Genomic DNA, 21,530 nt, shown 5'->3' with positions numbered 1-21,530 from the left:
TAGAGAGCTGGATCAAATAGTTGTGAGGTTTTTACCGCTCTGGTTGCACAGGAGCGGCATTATACATGCGATGCCCTGCTCTAAAGAGCGCAATTTCCCAGAGACGACGCGCACGATGACCGGTGAGATCAACCTTCCTACGCTGCCGCCTGCCCCGGCCAACGGGCCTGCGCCGCTGCCCGCCAGCGGCGAGTTGCTGAAACTGCTGGAGCCGCAGACCGGGCTGATCGACCCTGGCAAAACCGCAAACGCCGAGGTGATTGCACTTAAACAAGGCGGCGATGCATTTCAGTTGTTGCTCAAGTTGACCCTCGAAGGGGGCCGTCAGACATTGGTCCAAGCGAGTAGCGCGCAGCCGCTGCCGTTGGGCAGTAACGTGGCCGTTAGCCAAACGCCCACCGGCAACCTGACGCTTTCGTTGCAGCAAGCCTTGAGCGCCAACGTGGCCGCCCTCACCCGCATCGACACCACGCAAATGCCGGTGGGCACGCTGTTGCAAGCCAAGGTGCTGACCACGCAAATGCTGCCTCAGGGCACGGCGCAACCGGCGGTCTACCGCTCGCTGGTGACAGTGCTCAATAACGCCCTGTCCGGTGCGAGCCTGACCGTGGAAAGCCCGCAGCCACTGCGGGTCGGCAGTTTGCTCAGCGCGGTGGTGCAGAGCGCGCAGACCTTGAATTTTGTGCCACTGAGCGGGCGCCAGGATCAATTGGCCGTCACCCAGCAGCTCTCCACCCAGCAAAGTCGCCAAGGCTCACTGGACGTGGTGTTTAACGCCTTGCAAAACCTGCCTGGCGATGACAGCACATCGCCCGACGTGCGTGCCGCGGCTGACCGTTTGCTCGCGGCGTTGCCCGACCTGGCACAAGTCAGTAACCCCAAGGTGCTGGCACAGTTGGTACAGAACAGCGGCGCGTTTCTTGAAGCCAAATTGCTGGTCGGGCAAAACCCGCAGATACCCCCGTTGGACATGAAAGGCGCCCTGCTGCGGCTGGTCGCCGACTTGCTGCCTGCGCTGCCCGCCGGCACCAACCTCAACGCCATCCTCGCCGCCAATACCCTGGCCCAAGTGATGCCGAATTTTGTGCGCAACCCGCTGAATACTCTCGGGCAGATCGGCGCCCGGCAAGCCCCCGCAGGCTTCCCGCTGCCGGCACGGCTGGTGGCGCGCCTCGAGGGCGAAGGCGACCTGGAAAACCTGCTGCGCCTGGCCGCAGGCGCGATTTCGCGGTTGCAGAGCCATCAGTTGTCGAGCCTGGAACAAACCGGCTTGACCGCCGATGGTCGGCTGCAAAGCACCTGGCAGTTGGAAATCCCGATGCGCACCTTGCAGGACATCGTACCGTTGCAGGTCAAGTTCCAGCGCGAAGAACCGGCGCCGGACAAGGACACGCCCGAACGCAAAGACAAGAAAGACCCCAAACAGATGCTCTGGCGCGTCGAGCTGGCGTTCGACATGGAGCCGTTGGGGCCGTTACAGGTTCAGGCGCAATTGACGCAAGGCAAACTGTCCAGCCAGCTCTGGGCCGCCCGGCCGTTCACGGCCAGTTTGATCGAAAGCCACCTAGGCAGTTTGCGCGAGCGTCTGGTGACCTCGGGCATCAACGTCGGTGACCTCGATTGCCACCTCGGCACCCCGCCACGCGGGCCAAAAACCGGGCTGGAGCAACGTTGGGTGGATGAAACGGCATGAACAACACTGACGCGCCGCGCCAGGCAATTGCCCTCAAATACGACGGCCAGCAAGCGCCGACCCTGACCGCCAAGGGCGACGATGCCTTGGCTGAAGCGATTTTGAAGTTGGCGCGGGAAAATGAAGTGCCGATCTATGAGAACGCCGAGCTGGTGAAACTGCTCGCGCGAATGGAGTTGGGCGACAGCATCCCCGAGGAGTTGTACCGCACGGTGGCTGAGATCATTGCGTTTGCCTGGACGCTGAAAGGCAAGTTCCCGGCGGGCTATGACCCGAATGCAGCGCCAGTGGAGCGGGACGTGACCGAACGCGGGGATGATTACTAACCCGCAGCCGGCCGCCAACGGTGGCACGCGGGCTTGCCACACAAGCCCGTCTGCCACCAAAGCCGGCAGGTCAGTTGAGGATTTCGCTCAGCGGGATGAAGTTGACCCGATCGCCTGGCGCCAGCGTCGTGCCTTCCAGCACTTCCACAAAGCCTTGCGCCCATGCCGCGCTGCGCAGCACGCCGGAGCTTTGGTTGCGATAGATGATCGCCTTGCCCTGCTCGATGCGCGCACGCAGGTATTCGCGGCGGTTGCCAGGCTTGGGCCAGGTGAACCCTACCGCCACTTCGAAGCGCAGCGGCGCCACGTCTTGCACGCCTTGGCGGCGTAACAGATAAGGCCGCGCCAACAAGGCAAAGGTCACCAGCGTCGACGCAGGGTTACCGGGCAGGCCAATCACCGGCACACCCCGGAAATGGCCAAAGGTCAGCGGCTTGCCGGGCTTGATCGCGAGTTTCCACAGGGCCAGCTCGCCTTCTTCGCGCAGCGCGATGCCGAGGAAGTCCGCCTCACCCACCGACACACCACCGGTCGATAGAATCAAGTCGACACTGCCCAGCTCCGCCAGCCGTGTGCGGGTTTTTTCGAGGTCATCCGGCAGAATCCCGGCATCGATCACTTCACAGCCCATGCGCGCCAGCCAACTGCACAGCACGCGGCGGTTGCTGTTGTAGATCTGGCCCGGGCCCAGCGGCAAACCGGGCTCGATCAACTCGTCGCCGGTGGACAGCACCGCCACGCGCACGCGGCGCACCACGCTCAGACGATCACGCCCGAGGGAGGCGGCCAAGCCCAGTTCGATTGGCCCCAAGCGCGTGCCGGCCTGCAACACCAACTCGCCAGCCGTGGTTTCCTGGCCTTGCGGGCGAATGTTTTGGCCTACCTGCAACGGCTCGGTAAAACTCACGCGCTCATCGGCGTGAACCACGGCGTTTTCCTGCATCTCTACGCAATCTGCGCCTTCGGGCACCGGCGCGCCGGTAAAAATGCGCGCGCAGGTGCCGGCGGCCAATGGCTGCGGCGCCTGACCGGCGAAGATGCGCTGGCTCACCACCAGCGGCTCACCGGCCCAGTCCGCCAGGCGCACGGCGTAACCGTCCATGGCGCTGTTGGGCCAGGGCGGCAGGTCGAGGGTGGAGATCAGGTCTTGCGCCAGAACGCGGCCATCACCTTGCGCCAGCGGCACGCTGTCCTGTTCGCTGATCGGCGTGGCGTCGGCCATCGCCAGCAGTTGCGCCAGCGCGTCTTCTACCGGCAGCAAGGCGCCGGTTTTGCCAGGCTTACCCACGGGACTGGCAGGGTTCGGCCTGCTTCAAGTGCGGCACGAAGTTGCACGGGCGGTGGCGGTTATCCAGTTGCTCGGCGAGGATGCCGTCCCAGCCGGTGCGCACCGCGTTGGTCGAGCCCGGCAGGCAGCACACCAGCGTGCCATTGGCGAGGCCAGCGAGGGCACGCGATTGCACGGTGGAGGTGCCAATATCGGCCACGGAGATCTGGCGGAACAGTTCGCCAAAACCGTCGACCTGTTTGTCCAGCAGGCAGCTCACCGCCTCGGGCGTGCTGTCGCGGCCGGTGAAGCCGGTGCCGCCGGTGATCAGCACTACTTGCACCACGTCTTCAGCGATCCAGTGGGCCACTTGGGCGCGAATTTTGTAGAGGTCGTCTTTAAGCAGCACGCGCTCGGCCAAGTTATGGCCGGCGGCAGTCAGGCGGTCGACGAACACCTGGCCGGAGGTGTCGGTGTCCAGCGTGCGGGTGTCGCTGACGGTCAGTACAGCAATATTCAGGGGTACAAAGGGCGCATCAGCCTTGGCGTTCATGGCTCGGTCCGGTTGTCGAAGGAACAGCCCGATGTTATATCACAGGCCCCTGTTTACCTGCCGCAGCGAAACCGCCATGTCTTTCGATTCGACCCACCTGCCCTGTTCGATTTTATTGCTGGCCGGTGGCCGTGGCCAACGCATGGGCGGCCACGACAAAGGCTTGCTGCCGTGGCACGGCCAACCGCTGATCGCCCATTTGCAGCGCCTGACCCGGCCGCTGACGGATGACCTGATTATCTCGTGCAACCGCAACCATGACCTGTACGCGCCGTATGCCGACCAACTGGTGAGTGACGACAGCCCGGGCTTCCCCGGCCCGCTGGCAGGCATCCGCGCGGGACTTGCCGCCGCGCATCACGCGCATCTGCTTATATTGCCGTGCGATGTACCGAACATCGACGTAGGACTGCTCAACGACCTGCGTGAGACTGCACGCCAAAACCCGCTGTTGCCCGTGATGGTGCGCCACGGCAACTTCTGGGAACCGTTGATTTGCATCATTCCAACCCACCTGCAAACCCAGGTAGAACAGGCGTGGGAAGCCGGTGAGCGGAGCCCACGCAACATCCTCTTGCAACTCGGCGGGGTGGCCCAGGAATGTGCGGCAAATGATCCGAGGTTGGCCAACCTGAATACGCCCGAGCTATTGCACACCGGCTTCGGCGTGTCAGAATGAACCTCGTTAAAGGAACTTTGTCGGCGCCGCGCGCGTCACAGGGTCAGTAATTTAAAAGAATTCTCTCGGAGACAAACTCATGACTCAACGGACCATCGCCGCTCTCATGCTTGCACTGGGCCTCGCTACCCTTGCCGGTTGCGCCTCGCCTACAGTGATCACCCTGAATGACGGTCGCGAAATCCAGGCCGTCGACACGCCTAAATACGACAAGGCTTCGGGCTTCTACGAGTTCCAGCAGCTTGACGGCAAGCAAACCCGTATCAACAAAGATCAGGTTCGCACCGTTAAAGATTTGTAAGTCTTAGCGTTTGCCCACAAGGCCCGCCTCGTGCGGGCCTTGTCATGTCTGGCAGTTACCAGTCGAGGGTGATGCGGCTGCGAAAGTCGCGCTGCTCACCGCTGACCGGGTCGACAAAACGCACGCCTTGGGCCAACAGCTTGAGCGGGTTGGCGTAGTCGTCCTCGGCATCCTTGATCACGTCGGGGTAGAACGGATCATTGCAAATGCCCGCCCCGAGCGCGCTCATGTGCACCCGCAATTGATGCTTCTTGCCGGTCACGGGAAACAGGCCATAGCGCCACATGTCGCCATTTTTTTCGCGCACTTCCACGGCGGTTTCAGTATTGCTGGCGCCTGGCCCTTCCTGCATGCGAAAGAACGGTTCGCCCTCCACCAGACAGCTTTTGTGCACTCTGGGGAAGGTCAGCTCAGGCAAGGCAGGGGCGATGGCTTCGTAGAATTTGTCGATGCGCCGCGTGGGAAACAGCTGTTGATACGCCGAACGGCTTTGCGGGTTGGCGGAAAACAGCACCAACCCGGCGGTATGCCGATCGATGCGGTGCAGCGGCACCAACGAGGGGTTGCCGAGGCGCCGAATCAGGCGGCGCAGCAGGGTCTGCTCGACGTATTCACCCGCCGGAGTCACCGGCAAAAAGTGCGGTTTGTCGGCCACCACCAAGTGCTCGTCGGCATACAGAATGGTTTCCTCAACCGGTATCACTTTCTCGTTCGGCACTTCACGAAAGTAGTAAATGCACAGGCCTTCTTTGTAGGCCAGGTGCTGGCTGATCGGCTGGCCATTGCTGTCGAGAACACGGCCACGGGCGATGCGGTCCAGCCAGTGTTCGCGGCTGATGGCCTTGAAATGCTCGCACAGGCAATCCAGTACCGTCGCCCAAGGGCCAGGCGGCAAATACAACGTGCTGGCTTGGTGCTCGGACGCAGAAAAACCGGATGTGGACATGAACATGCTCAACGCCTGGGAAACAGGCGAGCATTATCGCGCATGGCGCGCGATTGAGCCTAGGGCGGATCTCAGGCCTTGACCAATTCTGCGCGCAGGATCGGCGAAGCACTCGCCGCCTCGGTGAATTCCTTGAGCCAGCGCAGCACGTCTACTGCTTCCCAGCGGCCCGGGTCATACAGCGCGTATAACAAGCCCTGATAACCCACCACGTCTAACTGCTTGTGGTAACCGGCGCGCTGGAACAACGCCTCGATCTCGGCGAAGCAGGTATTGAAATGCACTTTGTTAAAAGGCGTCTTGCCTTCCGTGACCAGGCCATCGAGGCACAGCTCGTTCACCGCGCCGCGCACGACCTCGGCGGACATGCGATTGACGCTGCTTTTCAGTTGTTCAACATTCACCACGGGGCTTCCCTCTATTCAATCGCTGTACAAACATACAGTAACGTAATATTTGAAAACCCGCTATCGGATAAAGCCTAACGAAGGAAGGCAACCACCTGTTCAGTGTCGAACGGCCAGTCCAGTTCCGCCCCCGTGTCGACCCGGCGCAGCACCGGAATCCGCAGGCCGTAGGCCTCGGTGAGGTCGTCGGGATCGGCAATATCCACCAACTCCACCAGCAGCCCGTGTTCGACGAGCGGCATGATTTCGGCTTCGGCAATTTCACAAAGGTGGCAACCCAGGGTGCCGAACAACTGGCATTCAGGAAGCATGACGAATCGGCCTGATCAGAAAGTAGGCCATTATTCTATGCCCGCCCTATCAACTGTGGCGAGCGGGCTTAATGTGGCGAGCGGGCTTGCTCGCGTTGGGCTGCGTAGCGGCCCCTTTTAAAATCACCGCATTCTTTCAGACAATACCGAGTGGCAGCATCTGGGGCCGCTGCGCAGCCCAACGCGAGCAAGCCCGCTCGCCACAAAAAGCCTGCTAGCCGATCAATCCTGGCTGACCGCGCCGATCTTGTGAATCGACAGGTCTGCGCCGTAATACTCTTGTTCCTGGCTCAAGCGCAGCCCGCAGACGCGTTTGATCACGCCGTACACCAGTAGCCCGCCCACCAGCGCCACGGCCACGCCGAGCGCGGTGCCGATCAACTGGCTGATCAGGCTCACGCCGCCCAAACCGCCAAGGGCCGTCTGGCCGAAGAGACCGCAGGCGATACCGCCCCACACGCCGCACAAGCCGTGCAGCGGCCACACACCCAGCACATCATCGATCTTCCAGCGATCTTGCGCGGCAATGAAGAACCCCACAAACAAAGCACCGGCGACGGCACCGGTAACGAGAGCGCCCACCGGGTGCATCACGTCAGAACCGGCGCAGATCGCCACCAGCCCGGCCAGCGGGCCGTTGTGCAGGAAGCCCGGGTCATTACGGCCGATCACCAAGGCGGCGACGGTGCCGCCGACCATGGCCATCAGCGAGTTCACCGCCACCAGCCCGCTCACGCCATTCAGGGTTTGCGCACTCATCACGTTAAAGCCGAACCAGCCAACGATAAGGATCCACGAGCCCAGCGCCAAAAACGGAATGCTCGACGGCGCAAAGGCCACCAGCCGTCCCTCGCGGTATCGGCCGTTGCGTGGCCCCAGTAACAACACCGCCGCCAACGCGAGCCAGCCGCCCATGGCATGGACCACCACGGAACCTGCGAAGTCATGAAAGCTGGCGCCGAAGGTTGCGAGCAGCCAAGCCTGCACGCCGAAATTGCCGTTCCACACCAGGCCTTCAAAAAACGGATAGACAAACGCTACGATCAACGCCGTGGCGCACAGCTGCGGGGCAAACTTTGCACGCTCGGCAATCCCGCCGGAAATAATCGCCGGGATCGCCGCTGCAAACGTCAACAAGAAGAAGAACTTGACCAGCCCGTAGCCATGATCGGCGCTGATGACTGCCGCCGGTTGCATGAAGCTGACGCCGTAGGAGATCCAATAGCCTATAAAGAAATAGGCCAGTGTCGAAATGGCGAAGTCGCTGAGGATTTTCGACAGTGCGTTGACCTGGTTTTTTTGCCGCACGGTGCCGACTTCAAGAAACGCGAAGCCTGCGTGCATGGCCAGCACCATGACCGCACCGATCAGAATAAACAGGGTGTTGGAACTGTGGACGAGTGTGTCCACCGCGCTTTGCAAATTTTCCATGGAGGTTGGCAGGCCTGCATTAAAGGCAAAAAGCACCAAAGCGGTTCAAGCCAGTGGTTCGCGCACTAAATTGGCACCACCAGTCCCGCCCGTCTTGGAGGGCGCGAACCGCTTTAGCGCAGCGATCGACACAACAGGCTGTTGCCGACAGGGTTTTTCCGCGAGTTTTACGTATTTAGGGTAAGGTTTTTCAAGGCATTGCCTCGGGCCGCCCGGATTCGGCGCAGGCCCTCGGCGCGCGCACCAAGGCAAAGCAAAAGCTGTACCAAACAATTGCAGTGAACCTTCACCGATACCGGTGACTCGAAACCACATTCACAGATCAGCCAATCACGGAGATAACCATGGCCAGAAGCACTGCAAAGACCGCTCAAGAAATATTGATGGCGGATTTTCAAACCTTGGTCAGCGACACCGAAAAGTTGCTGGATGACACCGCCGTACTGGCCGGTGATCAGGCCGATGAGCTGCGCACCAAGATCCACGACAGCCTGCTCAAAGCCCGCGAAACCCTGCAACTGACCGAAGACTCTCTGCGTGAGCGCGGCCAGGCGGCCGTCACCGCTACCGAAGATTACGTGCAGGCCAACCCTTGGCAGTCGGTCGGCATTGCCGCCGGCGTGGGCTTTCTGATCGGCCTGCTGGCTACAAGGCGCTAAATTATGGCTATCGGCGAATCCGGCTCGTCCACGGGCACACAGTCTTCAGGCAGTGGCTCTACCTCCCGACGCTTGGGCGCGGCCGTATTGGGCCTGCTGCACAGCCACGTCGAATTGTTTGGCATCGAACTGCAGGAACAGAAAGCTCGCACGGTCAGCCTGCTGTTGTTTGCAGGCTTGGCGCTGGTGTTTGCGCTGCTGTTGCTGGTTGGGCTGTCGACACTGGTGATGATTCTGGTGTGGGACACCGGTTATCGTCTGACCGGGATCATCTGCCTCTGCGTGTTCTATACCCTCGCCGCCGCTTTTTGTGGTGTGCGCTTGAAAGCGGCCGTGTTCGATGAGTCCACGCCCTTCCACGCCACCCTTGAAGAGTTGGCCAATGATCGGGAGCGCCTGCTGCCATGAGCATCACTGAAGTCCCACACACCAACTCCCGGCGGGAAATGCGCAAGGCGTTGATTCGCCTGCGCATGGAAATGCACCGCCAGGAAATCCGCCACGAGTCGCACCAATTGATGCTGCCCCTGCACAAGGTGCGCAACATGGGCAACAACTGGCAGGACAGCCTGGGCATCAAACACGCGCCGCTTTGGGGCGTGGCAGCGGTGACGCTGATGGGCTTTTTCACTGGCAAGGGCGCCAAGGGCGGCAGTCTCGGCAAAGTCACGGGCTTGGTGCGGCTGGGTGCCGGTCTGATCCCGCTGATCAAGTTGGCCATGCAGGGCGCTTCGCGTAAAGGTTGAGCCCGCGCTGGCTGCATTCTTGCAGACAGAATCGGCCCGGCCCTCGTTATTGAGGGCCGGGCCTTTTTTTCGCCAGCTCAATAAGGAGGCCCTGTGATCGACGGGCAACCGCTCGCCTGTTTCCAGCCGTTCATTGACACCGCCACCGGGCGCATTGCCGGCGTAGAAGCCCTCGGCCGCTTGCGCCAGGCAGATGGCCGCTTGCAGTCTGTAGGCCCGCTGTTCGCCGACCCGCGCACGCCGGGCGCGCCCCTGCGCCGCCTCGACCGGCAGATCCGTGACGATGCCTTGAGTCGCCTGCATGAAGCGCCCGACGACTGGTTTCTCAGCCTGAACATTTCGCCCCGCTGGATCAACCGCCTGCGCCCCGGCCAAGCCTTGCCGAGCCTTAAGCAGCTACACGCGCATGGCGTCGACCCGAGGCGCATCGTGTTCGAGATCACCGAGTTGGGCGGTGACATCCAGCGCCTGGCCACGGTGGTGGCGCGCTATCGCGAGGCCGGCGCACGCATCGCCATTGATGATTTTGGCGCTGGTTATTCCCAGCTAGATCGGGTGCTGGCATTGCAGCCGGACATTCTCAAGCTCGACATGCGCCTGTTTCAAGAGGCTGCAAAGGGCGGCCCGAGCAGTGACGTGGTGCGAGCCTTGGCACAAATGGCGGAAAAAACCGGCTGCTGGATCATCGCCGAGGGCGTCGAAACCGAGACGCAGTTGAGCTTCGCCCTGGAATGCGGCGCGCGGTATGTGCAGGGCTACCTGTTCGCCCAGGCACAGCTTGATTGGTTTGCCGCCGATGCCTTCGTGGCGCGCTTTGCCCAATTGCGCACCACGTACGTTCAGCAAAAACTGGCCGAGCGCGGGCGCGTCATGCTGTTACGCCGGCAACTGGTCGAATTGATGAATATCCTGCAAACCTGGGCGCAGGGCCACGCGCCGCTCGATCAATTGCCGCAGTTGCCGGATTTCCCCTGGTTACTGCGCTTCTACCAATGCGACCGGCATGGCACCCAACTGACGCCCAACTTCGAATGGCGTCAGGACGCCTGGCAAAGCGACAACCGCTACTTGGGCCACAACTGGTCGTGGCGGCCGTACTTCTATCATCTGCTCGCCGAGGGTTGGGAGGAACGGCGCCTTATCCTCTCTTCGACCTATCGCGATGCCACCACCAATCAATACTGCCTGACCGCAGGGCAATTCTTCGATAACGGTCAGCGTTTGCTGTTAATCGACATCGACGCGGCCGGCCTGTAGATTTTCGCTTGCTCAGCCAAGGCGGAACCGGGAAGCTGGGCGGTGTCATTCACCGCACGGAGAGTACCCGCCTTGGATTGGCCCACCCTGCTTACCCGCGAACGCCTTGGCAAGCCCCTGCACAGCCCGGAGGAACTTGGCCGTAGCCCCTTTCACAAAGACCACGACCGGATTATTTTCTCCGGCGCTTTCCGCCGCCTGGGCCGCAAGACCCAAGTGCACCCGGTGTCGAGCAACGATCATATCCATACCCGCCTGACCCACTCACTGGAAGTCAGTTGCGTCGGCCGCTCCCTCGGCATGCGCGTCGGCGAAACCCTGCGCAGCGCCCTGCCCGACTGGTGCGACCCGAGCGACCTGGGCATGGTGGTGCAATCGGCCTGCCTGGCCCACGACATCGGTAACCCGCCGTTCGGGCATTCCGGTGAAGACGCCATTCGCCACTGGTTCCAACAGGCCGCAGGCCGCGGTTGGCTGGATGATATGAGCAGTGCCGAGCGCAATGACTTCCTCAATTTTGAAGGCAATGCCCAAGGCTTTCGCGTGCTCACCCAGCTTGAGTACCACCAGTTCGATGGCGGCACGCGCCTGACCTACGCCACCTTGGGCACCTATCTGAAATACCCCTGGACCGCTCGCCACGCCGACGCACTGGGTTACAAGAAACACAAGTTCGGCTGCTACCAGAGCGAGCTGCCTATCCTTGAGCAGATCGCCCACAAACTCGGCCTGCCGCAGCTTGAAGAACAACGTTGGGCGCGTCACCCGCTGGTCTATCTGATGGAGGCGGCAGACGACATTTGCTACGCCTTGATCGACCTCGAAGACGGCCTGGAAATGGACCTGCTCGACTATGCCGAGGTCGAGTCACTGTTGCTCGACCTGGTGGGTGACGACCTGCCCCAGACTTATCGGCAACTGGGCGCGCAGGATTCGCGCCGGCGCAAGCTGGCAATCCTGCGCGGCAAAGCCATCGAGCACCTGACCAACGCGGCAGCCAGAGCATTCGTCGACCAGCAGGACGCCTTGCTCGCCGGCACACTACCGGGCGACTTGGTTGAACACATGCACGGCCCCGCCAAGCGTTGTGTATTGGATGCCAAGGACATGGCGCGTAAAAAAATCTTCCAGGACAAGCGCAAAACCCTGCACGAAATCGGCGCCTACACCACGCTGGAAATTCTCTTGAACGCGTTTTGCGGTGCGGCCCTGGAGCAGCATGGCGGGCGCACGCCGTCGTTCAAGAACCGGCGCATCCTGGACCTGCTGGGTAACAGCGCCCCCGACCCGGCTTGGCCGTTGCACGCCTCGTTCCTGCGCATGATCGACTTTATTGCCGGCATGACCGACAGCTACGCCACCGAGATGGCACGGGAAATGACCGGGCGCTCCAGCCCGCAGTAAAGACACTGGCCGCGCCGCCTGTTCCCGAACAGAATTTGCCTACAACGGGAACAGAGCGGCCTGATCGAATTCGCCACCCCATTCAAGGAATAATCACACACGCTTCAGGCGGACTTGGCGAGCAATTCCTACGTCCCACCCCATCGACGCTTGACTCACCCGTGTGCCTTCTATGCCCAGAACCGCCCTTCGAATCCTGTTGGTGGAGGATCACCCCTTTCAGCGCCTGGCCACTCAGTGCCTGCTTAAAACCTTCGGCTTCGAGCAACTGACGCTCGCAGAAGATGCCGAGCAAGCCATCCGTTTGATGTCCGAAGCCACGCGCCCGTTCGACCTCATGCTGTGCGACCAATGTTTGCCGGATTTGGTAGGGCTGGAACTGGTCGAAATCGCCAGTCGACGGCACTTCATCATCAGCGCCATTTTACTCAGCGGGCTCCCTGCGGCGGAACTGTCCCACCTGACAGCCCAAGCCTTGCAACGCGGCCTGCCGCTTTTGGGTTATTTATTGAAACCGCTGAATAGAGAAGAACTGGCAATGTTAATGGCGCCATTACTCAACTTATAAATGTAGGACTTTAAACATCGCCCGCCTACGAAAAATTACCTGAGCACCCCAGCTAAAGCCGTGGTTCCATCAATGATCGTACTGATTCATGATTTGCCTACTTTTGACGTAACAATGACTTTAGCTCTGGTAGGCAACTACCTTTTTTTATGTAGGAATTGTCCTGTTTTATAGCTACTCACCTCATGCCTCATGCTCTTGCCTCAGCTTCTGAGCTAATGTGCCCGCTTTACTTGCACTTGCATGGAATGTGATTATGAACACAGTTTTTATCATTGATGACCACCCCGTTATCAGGCTGGCGATTCGCATGTTATTGGAGCATGAAGGTTATAAAGTCGTCGGTGAAACGGACAATGGCTGCGACGCCATTCAGATGGTGCGTGAATGCCTGCCGGACTTGATTATCCTCGACATCAGTATCCCGAAACTTGACGGCCTCGAAGTGCTCTGCCGATTCAACGCCATGAACACATCGATGAAAACGCTGATTCTCACCGCCCAATGCCCAACGCTGTTCGCCACGCGCTGCATGCGCTCCGGTGCCGATGGCTATGTGTGCAAGGAAGGTGACCTGAGCGAGCTGCTGAGTGCCATTCGCGCGGTACTCTCCGGTTACAACTACTTCCCCAGCCAGGCCTTGAATGCGACTGGCGCCGATGGCAAGAGCTCGGTAGAACTTGAATTGTTCAAAACAGTGAACGACCGAGAACTGATGGTTTTGCAACTTTTTGCACAAGGCCGTACCAATAAGGAAATTGCCAAAGGTATGTTCTTGAGTAACAAGACAGTCAGCACTTATAAAAAAAGGCTGATGCAAAAACTTAAAGCCAAATCGTTGGTAGAACTTATCGAGATGGCAAAACGAAACGCGCTAGTGTGAGAAAGCGGATGCCAAGGCGTATAAAGGACTATCTAATTATATTAATCGCCGGTGTGTGCTTTAGCGCCGCCGCGCCCGCAGCCCCGCACGCCGACCCGGAACATTTCAGCTTGTTGAGCCGCGCGGGGGCCGTTCAACTGGAGACTCAACTGGACAAGGCCCAGCGCCACTGGTTGCGCAACAAGCGTGAACTGGTGCTGGGCACCGCGACACCTGACTACCCGCCCTTCGACTTGACCTCAAGCGGCCGCGACTATGAGGGCCTGACCGCAGATTACGCAGGGCTGTTGGCCAGCGCCCTGGGCTTGCCGGTCAAAGTGCTGCGCTACCCGTCGCGGACGGCTGCGATACACGCCCTTGAGACCGGCGATATCGACTTGTTGGGCTCCTCCAACGGCTTTGAGGCGGCCAACCCGAACCTGATAATGTCGGTGCCGTACGCAGTGGACCAACCGGTTTTGGTGACGCGCGAGGGTGAAACGCGCAGCTTGAACAATGGCTTGGCAGGGCTGCGCTTGAGCCTGGTCTACCATTACCTGCCGCTGAGCGAAGTGAAAAAGCTGTACCCGCAGGCGAGCATCCGCACCTACCCCTCGTATCAAAACGCCTTGAATGCCGTGGCGTTCGACCAGGCGGATGTGTTTCTCGGCGATACCATTTCCACCCATTACATGATCAACAAGGGCTACCTGAAGAACGTCCGCATGGCCAATTTCAGCAAGCACGAAGCCTATGGCTTCAGCTTTGCACTGCGCCACGACCAACACGTTCTCTTGAGCATTGTTGACTCGGTACTGGCCGCCGTCCCGCTCAATGCGCGCGACAACATCGCCAAACGCTGGAGCGCTGGCAGCGACATCTTGCTGACCGATAAAAAGCTGCAACTGAGCCCACGCGAAGAACGCTGGCTGAAAGACCACCCGGTGGTAAAAGTCGTTGTAAACGAGACCTTCGCGCCGCTGACGTTTTTTGATGCCGACGGCAATTTTCGCGGTATCACCGCAGACTTGCTGGAACTGATTCGCCTGCGTACCGGCTTGCGCTTCGAGATCCAGCGCAGTCGCGAAGTCAGTACGATGATCGACCAGGTCACCACTGGTAAAGCCGATATTATTGGCGCCATCGTCCCAAGCGCGCAAAGGGAGGCTCAGCTGAATTTCAGTCGTCCCTACCTGGAAAACTCCTACGTTCTACTCACGCGCAAGGAGCCCAACGCACCGTCAAACCTGGAGCAAATGGCGGGCAAGCGCCTGGCAATCACCGAGGGCAGCCCTCTGGAAAAAAACCTGCGTCAGGATTTCCCGCTGATTAGCCTGGTGTACGTCAGTGATACCTTCAAGGCATCAGAACTGCTGGCTCAAGGGAGTGTTGAGGGGGCGGTGAATTCACTGGTGGTCGCCAACTACTCGCTGTCCTCGCAAATGTTCCAGGACAAACTGCAGATAAGCACCAGCATCGGCACACTGCCGGCCACGTTCGCGCTGGCGACGCCGCGCCGCTCGGTCGAACTGAGCTCCATTCTGGACAAGGCGCTGCTGAGCATTGCACCGGACGAAATGGGCGTGATCAACAGCCGCTGGCGCGGTTACACCGCCGCCTCCGACAGCTATTGGCGCAATTACCACCAGTTAATCGTGCAAATCGTCATCGGCACCGGGCTTTTGTTGATGATCTCGCTGACCTGGAACGCCTACATGCGCCGCCAGATCAAGCACCGAAAAATGGCCGAGCGCGCCCTTAACGATCAATTCGAGTTCATGCGCGCACTGGTCAATGAAACGCCGCACCCGATTTATGTGCGCGACCGCCAGGGCTTGCTGCAAACCTGTAATGACAGCTACCTGCAAGTATTCGAGGTCAAACGCGAAGAGGTGGTTGGCAAAAGCGCGCTCCAGATGAACATGGACCTGGATGCGGAGGCGGCGCGCTACCATGCCGACTACCAGCGGGTGGTGGCGGAAGGTGCCCCGTTGATCCTTGATCGCACCCTGCATATTCAAGGCAAAAAGCTGACGATCTACCATTGGATTCTTCCCTATCGCGACTCGGATGGTGAAGTTCAGGGCATCATCGGTGGCTGGATCGACGTCAGTGAACGGCGCCAGTTGCTCGAAGAACTGCGCACTGCCAAGGAACTTGCGGATGAGGCGAACCGGGCCAAAAGCACGTTCCTTGCGACGATGAGCCATGAGATCCGTACGCCGATGAACGCGGTGATCGGCATGCTGGAACTGACCCTCAAGCGCGCCGATCAGGGCCATCTTGATCGCCCTGCCATTGAGGTGGCCTACAATTCGGCCAAGGACCTGCTGGAGTTGATCGGCGACATCCTCGATATTGCGCGCATCGAGTCCGGCCGCCTGAGCCTGTCACCGGAACGCGTGAATCTGCGCGAAGTGATCGAGTCGGTGGTGCGCGTCTTTGACGGCCTGGCCCGCCAGAAAACCCTCAGTCTGGTGCTCCAGTTCAACCCCGACCTCGACGACACCGCCGTGCTAATCGACCCATTGCGCTTCAAGCAGGTGCTGTCCAACCTGATCAGCAACGCGATTAAATTCACCGAGCGTGGCGAAGTGAAGATCAAGGTGCACGTGCAACCCACCGACCTGCCGCAAGAGCTGCAGATGAAGCTGGTGGTCGAAGACACGGGCATCGGCATCAGCCGGGACGACCAATTGCGGCTGTTCGAACCTTTTGCCCAGGCCGACAACTCCGGGCATTTGGCCAGGAGCGGCGCGGGCCTGGGGCTGGTGATCTGTCGCAGCCTGTGCGAGATGATGGGTGGCCAGCTCAGCCTGAGCAGCGTGCCCTTGGTTGGCACCCAAGTGCATGTCAGCCTGAAGATGACTCGCCTGCAACCGATCGAGGCGGTGGACGAACTCACGTCGCAGGTGCCCGCTGCGGCGGCAGTGCTTAACGTGCTGGTGGTGGACGACCACCCGGCGAACCGCTTGCTGATGTGCCAGCAATTGGGGTACCTGGGGCATCAGTTCACCGCCGCTCAACACGGCGCTGCAGGGTTTCAGGCGTGGCGCCAGGAGCACTTCGACCTGGTCATAGCCGACTGCAACATGCCGGTCATGAATGGCTATGAGTTAAGCCGTTCGATCCGCGAATACGAGCAGCGAGAACAACGGGCGCCCTGCGTGGTACTCGGTTTCACCGCCAATGCCCAACCCGAGGAGACCCATCGTTGCGCGCAGGCGGGCATGAATGACTGCCTGTTCAAACCCATCAGCCTCACGGCGCTGGAGCAGCAACTGGCGCAAATCAGGCCGCAAGCAGCGAGCCTGCGCCTGGACCTGAACTGCCTGGACGCATTGACCGGAGGCGACCCGTTATTGAGCCGGCGCTTGCTGGAAGAACTACTGAGCAGCAGCCGTCATGACCGCGAGGACCTGGTGGCGTTACTGGCCCGACAGGCCCCGCCCCGCGAGATCATTGAGCAAGCCCACAAGATCAAGGGCGCCGCGCGCATCGTTCAGGCAACTTCACTGGCCGCGCAATGCGAAGCGCTCGAGCAAGCCTGCGCTCACAGCGATGATCGCGCGATGATCGAGGCCTGCATTGATTCTTTGGAAAAGCTCATGCTGGAACTGGAGAGGACGCTGCAAATGCAACTGCACACGCTGGACAGCCAATAACATTGGCTGGCCTGCTCCTCACTGATCAGCAGTCGGTCAAGCGCAGAAAAATCGCTACCAACTGTTCGATGCCCGCCTGGTCCTGAAGGCTGAAACGGGCCAGGGACGGGCTGTCCAAATCGAGCACGCCGATCAACACGCCCGCCTTGACCAGCGGCACCACCAGTTCGCTGTTAGACGCGCTGTCACAGGCGATATGGCCAGGGAACGCGTGAACATCTTCCACCCGCTGAGTTTGCCGCGACGCCGCAGCAGCCCCGCATACCCCACGACCGAACGGAATGCGCACGCAGGCGATCTGGCCCTGGAACGGCCCAAGCACCAGTTCTTCGTTGCGGTTGAGGTAGAAGCCGGCCCAGTTCAGGTCATCCAGCTGGTTAAACAAGAACGCCGAGAACTGCGCACTGTTAGCAATAAAGTCACGCTCATCGGCGAGCAGTGATTCCAACTGCGCGCAGAGCATGGCATAGCCATCCAGGCCGGTGCCGGCCTGTTGCAAATCAATCATGGTTGACGCTCCAACAATTTTAAACCCACCCAGTAACGGGCGAACTGATACGCGCAACGGCCGTTGCGGTTGCCACGCCCGGTGGCCCAGCGTACCGCCAGAATGTCGAGGGCTTCATCACGCTGCCACTGCAAACCGGCCTTGCTTGCCAGCTCGCCGATCCAATGCTCGACCACCTCCAAAAAGTGTTCCTGGCTGAACGGGTAGAACGACAACCACAGGCCAAAGCGGTCGGACAACGCTATCTTGTCTTCCACAGCCTCACTGGGATGCAGTTCGCCGTCCACGCGTTTCCAGTTGTCGTTGTCGCTCTGATTTTCCGGCACCAGGTGACGACGGTTGGAGGTGGCATACAGCAACACGTTTTCCGGCGCTTGCTCCAGCGAGCCGTCGAGCACGCTCTTGAGCACGCGGTAGTCGCCCTCGCCTGCCTCAAACGACAGGTCGTCGCAGAACAGGATGAAACGCTGCGGCAGCTTGAGCAGTTGCTCGACCACGCGCGGCAAGTCAGCCAGGTGGTCGCGCTCGATTTCAATCAGGCGCAAACCGGCGCTGGCGTGCTGGGCCAGCAAGGCGCGCACCATCGACGACTTGCCGGTGCCGCGTGAGCCCCACAGCAACGCATGGTTGGCGGGCAGCCCGTCGAGAAATTGCCGGGTATTGCGCGCCAGTTGCTCGCGTTGCTTGTCTATACCGATCAGGTCGGACAGGCGCATGTCGAGGCTGACTTCCAGTGGAAGCAAAAAGCCACTGCGGCCTTCACGCTGCCAACGGGCGGCCAGGCACTGGTGCCAGTCGATGGTCTGGCGCGGTGCCGGTAACAGCGGTTCCAGACGAGCAAGTACCGCATCGGCCCGCTCCAGAAAGGCGTTCAATCGAGAATCCACGATTATTCCTCTGGCAAGTTCTTGCAAAAGATGGCGTATTGGCAACCCTGTGGCAGACCGTAAGACGCTGCGTAAAAACGATTTATGCCGGCCAAGCCAGAGCGTGTAGATGTTCAGCTATGCTTGCCGGGCGAAGGGAAACGTGAAGTGGTTCAACAACCGATGGATATAAAATTCGCCCACCGCTTGTCTTATAAACAAGCGAAATTAGCCGTGCTCGCCGGTTTCGCCTTGGGAACCTTGCTCAGTCTGATCCAAATCGGCATTGATTATGCCAGCGAAGACGCCTCGATCAACCGTGAAATACGTTCACTGATCGAAATCAGCCACAACCCCGCCTCACGTATCGCGTACAACATTGATGCCGAACTCGCCCAAGAGCTGACCCTTGGCCTGCTGCACTCGCCGGCGATCACCCACGCGCAATTGATCGACAACAATGGCGTGGTGCTGGCCGACGTCAATCGGCCGCGCAAGGAAAGCACGTACCGGCCCATCAGCGACTTTCTGTTTGGCGCCAACCGCCAGTTTGAAGACCGGCTGTTTCTCAGCCACATGCCCAACGACTCCCTCGGCATGCTGCGCCTGGACGTCGACACCTACGCCTTCGGCAGCCGTTTCCTGCACCGCGCCGAGATCACCCTGCTCAATGGTTTTGCCCGTAGCCTGCTGCTGACGGGCATCTTGCTGGGCCTGTTTTACGTGATGCTGACGCAACCGCTGGTGCGCATTATTCGCGCGCTGAGCACCCGCGAGCAGGCGCGCCTGGATTGCCCGCCGGGGCATGAAAATGACGAAATCGGCGTGCTGGTGAATGTTGCCAACCAGCAATTCGACACCATGCAGACCGAAATTCAACAACGGCGTCACGCCGAGGACCGCCTCACCGAATACTTGGGCCAACTGGAAAATATCGTCTCTGCGCGCACACTTGAGCTCAAGGCCAGCAACCAGCGCTTGAGCCAATCGAACGACGAACTGGAGGCGGCAAAGTTGACCGCCGTGTCGATGGCACAGGCCAGGGCGGCGTTCCTGGCCAATATGAGCCACGAGATCCGCACGCCGCTGAATGGCTTGCTGGGGATGATCGCGCTGTCACTGGACAGCACGCTGAACGCCGAACAACGCCAGCAACTGTCGATTGCCCACGATTCGGGCAAGGTCCTGGTGGAATTGCTCAACGATATTCTCGACCTGTCGAAGTTCGATGCCGGCCAATTGGAGCTGGAGCATATCCCTTTCGATCTGGGCTCGTTGGTCGAAGACACCGCCAACCTGCTGTCGCAGAACGCAGCGCCGAGCGTCGAGTTGACCTGCCTGATTGACCCACTGTTTCCGGCCCAGGTGGTGGGCGACCCGACGCGCGTGCGGCAGATCGTCAGCAACCTGCTCTCCAACGCCTTGAAGTTCACCCGCTTCGGCCGCGTCGACGTGCGCCTGCGCGCCCACGAGGGCCGGGTGATCATCGAGGTGTGTGACACGGGTATTGGCATTGCCCTGGAAGCGCAGGTAAAGATATTCCAACCGTTTACGCAGGCGGGCGCAGGCATCACTCGCCAGTTTGGTGGCACCGGGTTAGGGCTCGCGTTAACCCACAACTTGTGTGAAGCGATGAAGGGCCGCTTGAGTATCAGCTCGGAGGTCGGTTTTGGCAGCCAGTTCAGTGCCGACCTGCCGCTGCCCATGCACCTGCCGGCAGCCCGAATGACGCCCCTGGCGGGTGACGTTATCGTCATCACCAGCGGCCGCAATGGCCTGACCGAGCTGCTCACGACACTGCTGCCCCACTGGGGGCTGACACCGCGCTGCTATTCACAGGACGACGACTTGAGCGGCCAGACGCCCGACCTGCTCATCACCGATTGCCCGGAGTGCTTGTTCCGCCTGCGCCCGGCGATCAACGCGCCGATTCTGCTGGTCACCGCTTATGGCAACTTCATGCCCGGCGAAGAAGTAGCGGCCCTCGCGCCGTTACAGCAACAGGCTCGCCCGTTGAGCCGCAACGCGTTGTACCAGATTCTGCAGCGCAACCTGCGCAGCGACGCGCAACTGATCCTGGATGCAGCCCAAAGCGAAGCCGCGCCGCTCGCGCATCAGGCGCGCATCCTGCTGGTGGAGGACAACCCGGTCAATCAACTGGTGGCCAAGGGCATGCTGAGCAAGCTTGGCTGCGAAGTGATCGTCGCCGCACATGGCGGCGAGGCCCTCAAGTTCCTTGAGGAACAGCGTTTTGACATGGTGTTGATGGACTGCAATATGCCGGTGATGGACGGCTACGAGGCCAGCCGGCAGATCCGCCGCAGCGGGCGGTGGCCGGACCTGCCGATCGTCGCGCTGACCGCCAACGCGCTGTCGGAGGAACGCGAACGTTGCCGGGCGGCGGGCATGGATGATTACCTGGCCAAGCCGTTTCGTCGCGAGGAACTCAAGGGCCTGCTGGACCTGTGGGTGCCGAAGACACCACGCCATTGATCTGCGCCAGCAACCGGGCCAGGCGCTTGAGCCGCGTGCATCGCTCATTTGAGCAGGGCTTCAATCTCCGTCGTCAGGTCCTGGGGTTTGGTGGTCGGCGCAAAGCGCTTGACCACGTTGCCGTCGCGACCGATCAAGAACTTGGTGAAGTTCCACTTGATGCCTTTGGACCCAAGTAACCCGGGCGCCTGCTTTTTCAACTGCACAAACAGCGGATGGGCCGCGCTGCCATTCACGTCGACCTTCTTGAACAGCGGGAAGCTGACACCAAAATTGAGCTCGCAGAACTCGGAAATTGCGGTTTCGTTACCCGGTTCCTGCTTGCCGAACTGGTTGCAGGGAAACCCCAGCACCACCAAACCCTGGTCTTTGTACTGCTGCCAGAGTTGTTCCAGCCCCTTGTACTGCGGGGTGAAGCCACATTTGCTGGCGGTATTGACGACCAAAATGGCCTTGCCGGCGAAATCAGCCAAGGTCTTTTGCTCACCCTTGAGGGTGGTGCAGGGAATGCTCAGCAATGTGTCACTCATGGCAGTGCCTCGACGGTTGGGAAAGGACGAAAAAATAGTGCGCAATTTAATTGCGCAC

General features: G+C 60.3%; 22 protein-coding genes. 13 read left to right on the top strand and 9 right to left on the bottom strand.

The genetic code is table 11. The features are described from left to right. Positions 1-115: 115 nt before the first annotated feature. Positions 116-1,693, top strand: coding sequence for a flagellar hook-length control protein FliK (locus AO240_RS21400; RefSeq protein WP_099239006.1), 1,578 nt, complete (start codon positions 116-118; stop codon positions 1,691-1,693). Continuing rightward, the gene (locus AO240_RS21395; protein WP_099239004.1) at positions 1,690-2,019 is read left to right on the top strand and encodes an EscU/YscU/HrcU family type III secretion system export apparatus switch protein; all 330 of its coding nucleotides are present in this window, start codon (positions 1,690-1,692) and stop codon (positions 2,017-2,019) included. Before AO240_RS21400 ends, AO240_RS21395 begins: the two co-directional genes overlap by 4 nt. Before the next feature lie 70 nt (positions 2,020-2,089). Here AO240_RS21395 and glp read toward each other — a convergent pair whose 3' ends face one another. After that, positions 2,090-3,307 (bottom strand): gephyrin-like molybdotransferase Glp, encoded by a 1,218-nt coding sequence (glp, locus tag AO240_RS21390; RefSeq protein WP_099239002.1) that lies wholly within the window; start codon positions 3,305-3,307, stop codon positions 2,090-2,092. Further along, positions 3,300-3,839 carry a molybdenum cofactor biosynthesis protein B gene (moaB, locus tag AO240_RS21385; protein WP_058411759.1) on the bottom strand — a complete coding sequence of 180 codons (540 nt, stop codon included), beginning with the start codon at positions 3,837-3,839 and terminating at the stop codon, positions 3,300-3,302. Before moaB ends, glp begins: the two co-directional genes overlap by 8 nt. A gap of 76 nt (positions 3,840-3,915) precedes the next feature. Here moaB and mobA point away from each other — a divergent pair, with 76 nt between their 5' ends. After that, positions 3,916-4,518 (top strand): molybdenum cofactor guanylyltransferase MobA, encoded by a 603-nt coding sequence (gene mobA, locus AO240_RS21380; RefSeq protein ID WP_099239092.1) that lies wholly within the window; start codon positions 3,916-3,918, stop codon positions 4,516-4,518. A 79-nt stretch (positions 4,519-4,597) separates the two neighbouring features. Continuing rightward, positions 4,598-4,819, top strand: coding sequence for a YgdI/YgdR family lipoprotein (locus tag AO240_RS21375; protein ID WP_058411760.1), 222 nt, complete (start codon positions 4,598-4,600; stop codon positions 4,817-4,819). A gap of 55 nt (positions 4,820-4,874) precedes the next feature. Here AO240_RS21375 and AO240_RS21370 read toward each other — a convergent pair whose 3' ends face one another. The 4 genes from AO240_RS21370 to AO240_RS21355 form a co-directional block, all read right to left on the bottom strand. Next, positions 4,875-5,765: a pseudouridine synthase gene (locus tag AO240_RS21370; RefSeq protein ID WP_099239090.1), complete on the bottom strand. Its 891-nt coding sequence runs from the start codon at positions 5,763-5,765 to the stop codon at positions 4,875-4,877. Between the two features lie 71 nt (positions 5,766-5,836). Further along, on the bottom strand, positions 5,837-6,172 hold the full coding sequence (locus AO240_RS21365) for a transcriptional regulator (RefSeq protein WP_099239000.1): 336 nt from the start codon (positions 6,170-6,172) through the stop codon (positions 5,837-5,839). Between the two features lie 74 nt (positions 6,173-6,246). After that, positions 6,247-6,483 carry a glutaredoxin family protein gene (locus AO240_RS21360; protein WP_058411762.1) on the bottom strand — a complete coding sequence of 79 codons (237 nt, stop codon included), beginning with the start codon at positions 6,481-6,483 and terminating at the stop codon, positions 6,247-6,249. A 222-nt stretch (positions 6,484-6,705) separates the two neighbouring features. Continuing rightward, positions 6,706-7,914, bottom strand: a complete 1,209-nt coding sequence (locus AO240_RS21355; RefSeq protein WP_099238998.1) for an ammonium transporter — start codon at positions 7,912-7,914, stop codon at positions 6,706-6,708. Positions 7,915-8,258: 344 nt separating this feature from the next. On the opposite strand from AO240_RS21355, the gene AO240_RS21345 reads away from it, so the two are divergent. The 8 genes from AO240_RS21345 to AO240_RS21310 all read left to right on the top strand — a co-directional run bounded on the left by AO240_RS21345 (position 8,259) and on the right by AO240_RS21310 (position 17,075). Next, entirely contained in the window at positions 8,259-8,573 is a 315-nt protein-coding gene (locus tag AO240_RS21345) for a YqjD family protein (RefSeq protein WP_099238994.1), read from the top strand. Positions 8,574-8,576: 3 nt separating this feature from the next. Then, positions 8,577-8,981, top strand: a complete 405-nt coding sequence (locus tag AO240_RS21340) for a phage holin family protein (protein ID WP_058411764.1) — start codon at positions 8,577-8,579, stop codon at positions 8,979-8,981. Next, positions 8,978-9,319, top strand: coding sequence for a hypothetical protein (locus AO240_RS21335; protein WP_099238993.1), 342 nt, complete (start codon positions 8,978-8,980; stop codon positions 9,317-9,319). The genes AO240_RS21340 and AO240_RS21335 overlap by 4 nt, the downstream gene beginning before the upstream one ends. 93 nt (positions 9,320-9,412) lie before the next feature. Continuing rightward, positions 9,413-10,576: an EAL domain-containing protein gene (locus AO240_RS21330; RefSeq protein ID WP_099238991.1), complete on the top strand. Its 1,164-nt coding sequence runs from the start codon at positions 9,413-9,415 to the stop codon at positions 10,574-10,576. A 72-nt stretch (positions 10,577-10,648) separates the two neighbouring features. Continuing rightward, on the top strand, positions 10,649-11,980 hold the full coding sequence (locus AO240_RS21325) for a deoxyguanosinetriphosphate triphosphohydrolase (RefSeq protein ID WP_099238989.1): 1,332 nt from the start codon (positions 10,649-10,651) through the stop codon (positions 11,978-11,980). Between the two features lie 172 nt (positions 11,981-12,152). After that, entirely contained in the window at positions 12,153-12,548 is a 396-nt protein-coding gene (locus AO240_RS21320) for a response regulator (protein ID WP_099238987.1), read from the top strand. Between the two features lie 256 nt (positions 12,549-12,804). Then, positions 12,805-13,431, top strand: coding sequence for a response regulator transcription factor (locus AO240_RS21315; protein ID WP_058411769.1), 627 nt, complete (start codon positions 12,805-12,807; stop codon positions 13,429-13,431). A gap of 8 nt (positions 13,432-13,439) precedes the next feature. Beyond that, on the top strand, positions 13,440-17,075 hold the full coding sequence (locus AO240_RS21310) for a transporter substrate-binding domain-containing protein (protein ID WP_099238985.1): 3,636 nt from the start codon (positions 13,440-13,442) through the stop codon (positions 17,073-17,075). 25 nt (positions 17,076-17,100) lie between these two features. Here the strand turns inward: AO240_RS21310 and AO240_RS21305 are convergent, their stop codons facing one another. Together AO240_RS21305 and AO240_RS21300 are read right to left on the bottom strand one after the other, a co-directional pair. Continuing rightward, on the bottom strand, positions 17,101-17,583 hold the full coding sequence (locus tag AO240_RS21305; protein WP_099238983.1) for a GAF domain-containing protein: 483 nt from the start codon (positions 17,581-17,583) through the stop codon (positions 17,101-17,103). Further along, a complete protein-coding gene (locus AO240_RS21300) occupies positions 17,580-18,470 on the bottom strand; it encodes an ATP-binding protein (protein ID WP_099238981.1) in 891 nt (296 codons plus the stop codon). Before AO240_RS21300 ends, AO240_RS21305 begins: the two co-directional genes overlap by 4 nt. 162 nt (positions 18,471-18,632) lie before the next feature. Between AO240_RS21300 and AO240_RS21295 the strand changes: the two genes are divergently transcribed. After that, positions 18,633-20,942 (top strand): response regulator, encoded by a 2,310-nt coding sequence (locus AO240_RS21295; RefSeq protein WP_099238979.1) that lies wholly within the window; start codon positions 18,633-18,635, stop codon positions 20,940-20,942. 44 nt (positions 20,943-20,986) lie between these two features. On the opposite strand, the gene AO240_RS21290 is transcribed toward AO240_RS21295, so the two are convergent. Next, a complete protein-coding gene (locus AO240_RS21290) occupies positions 20,987-21,472 on the bottom strand; it encodes a glutathione peroxidase (protein ID WP_099238977.1) in 486 nt (161 codons plus the stop codon). Positions 21,473-21,530: the final 58 nt, after the last annotated feature.

Source organism: Pseudomonas sp. ICMP 460 (assembly GCF_002723595.1).
Taxonomy (GTDB): Bacteria; Pseudomonadota; Gammaproteobacteria; order Pseudomonadales; family Pseudomonadaceae; genus Aquipseudomonas; species Aquipseudomonas kitaguniensis.
Note: the sequence above shows the minus strand (reverse complement) of the source record. Positions and strands in the feature narration are given on the sequence as shown.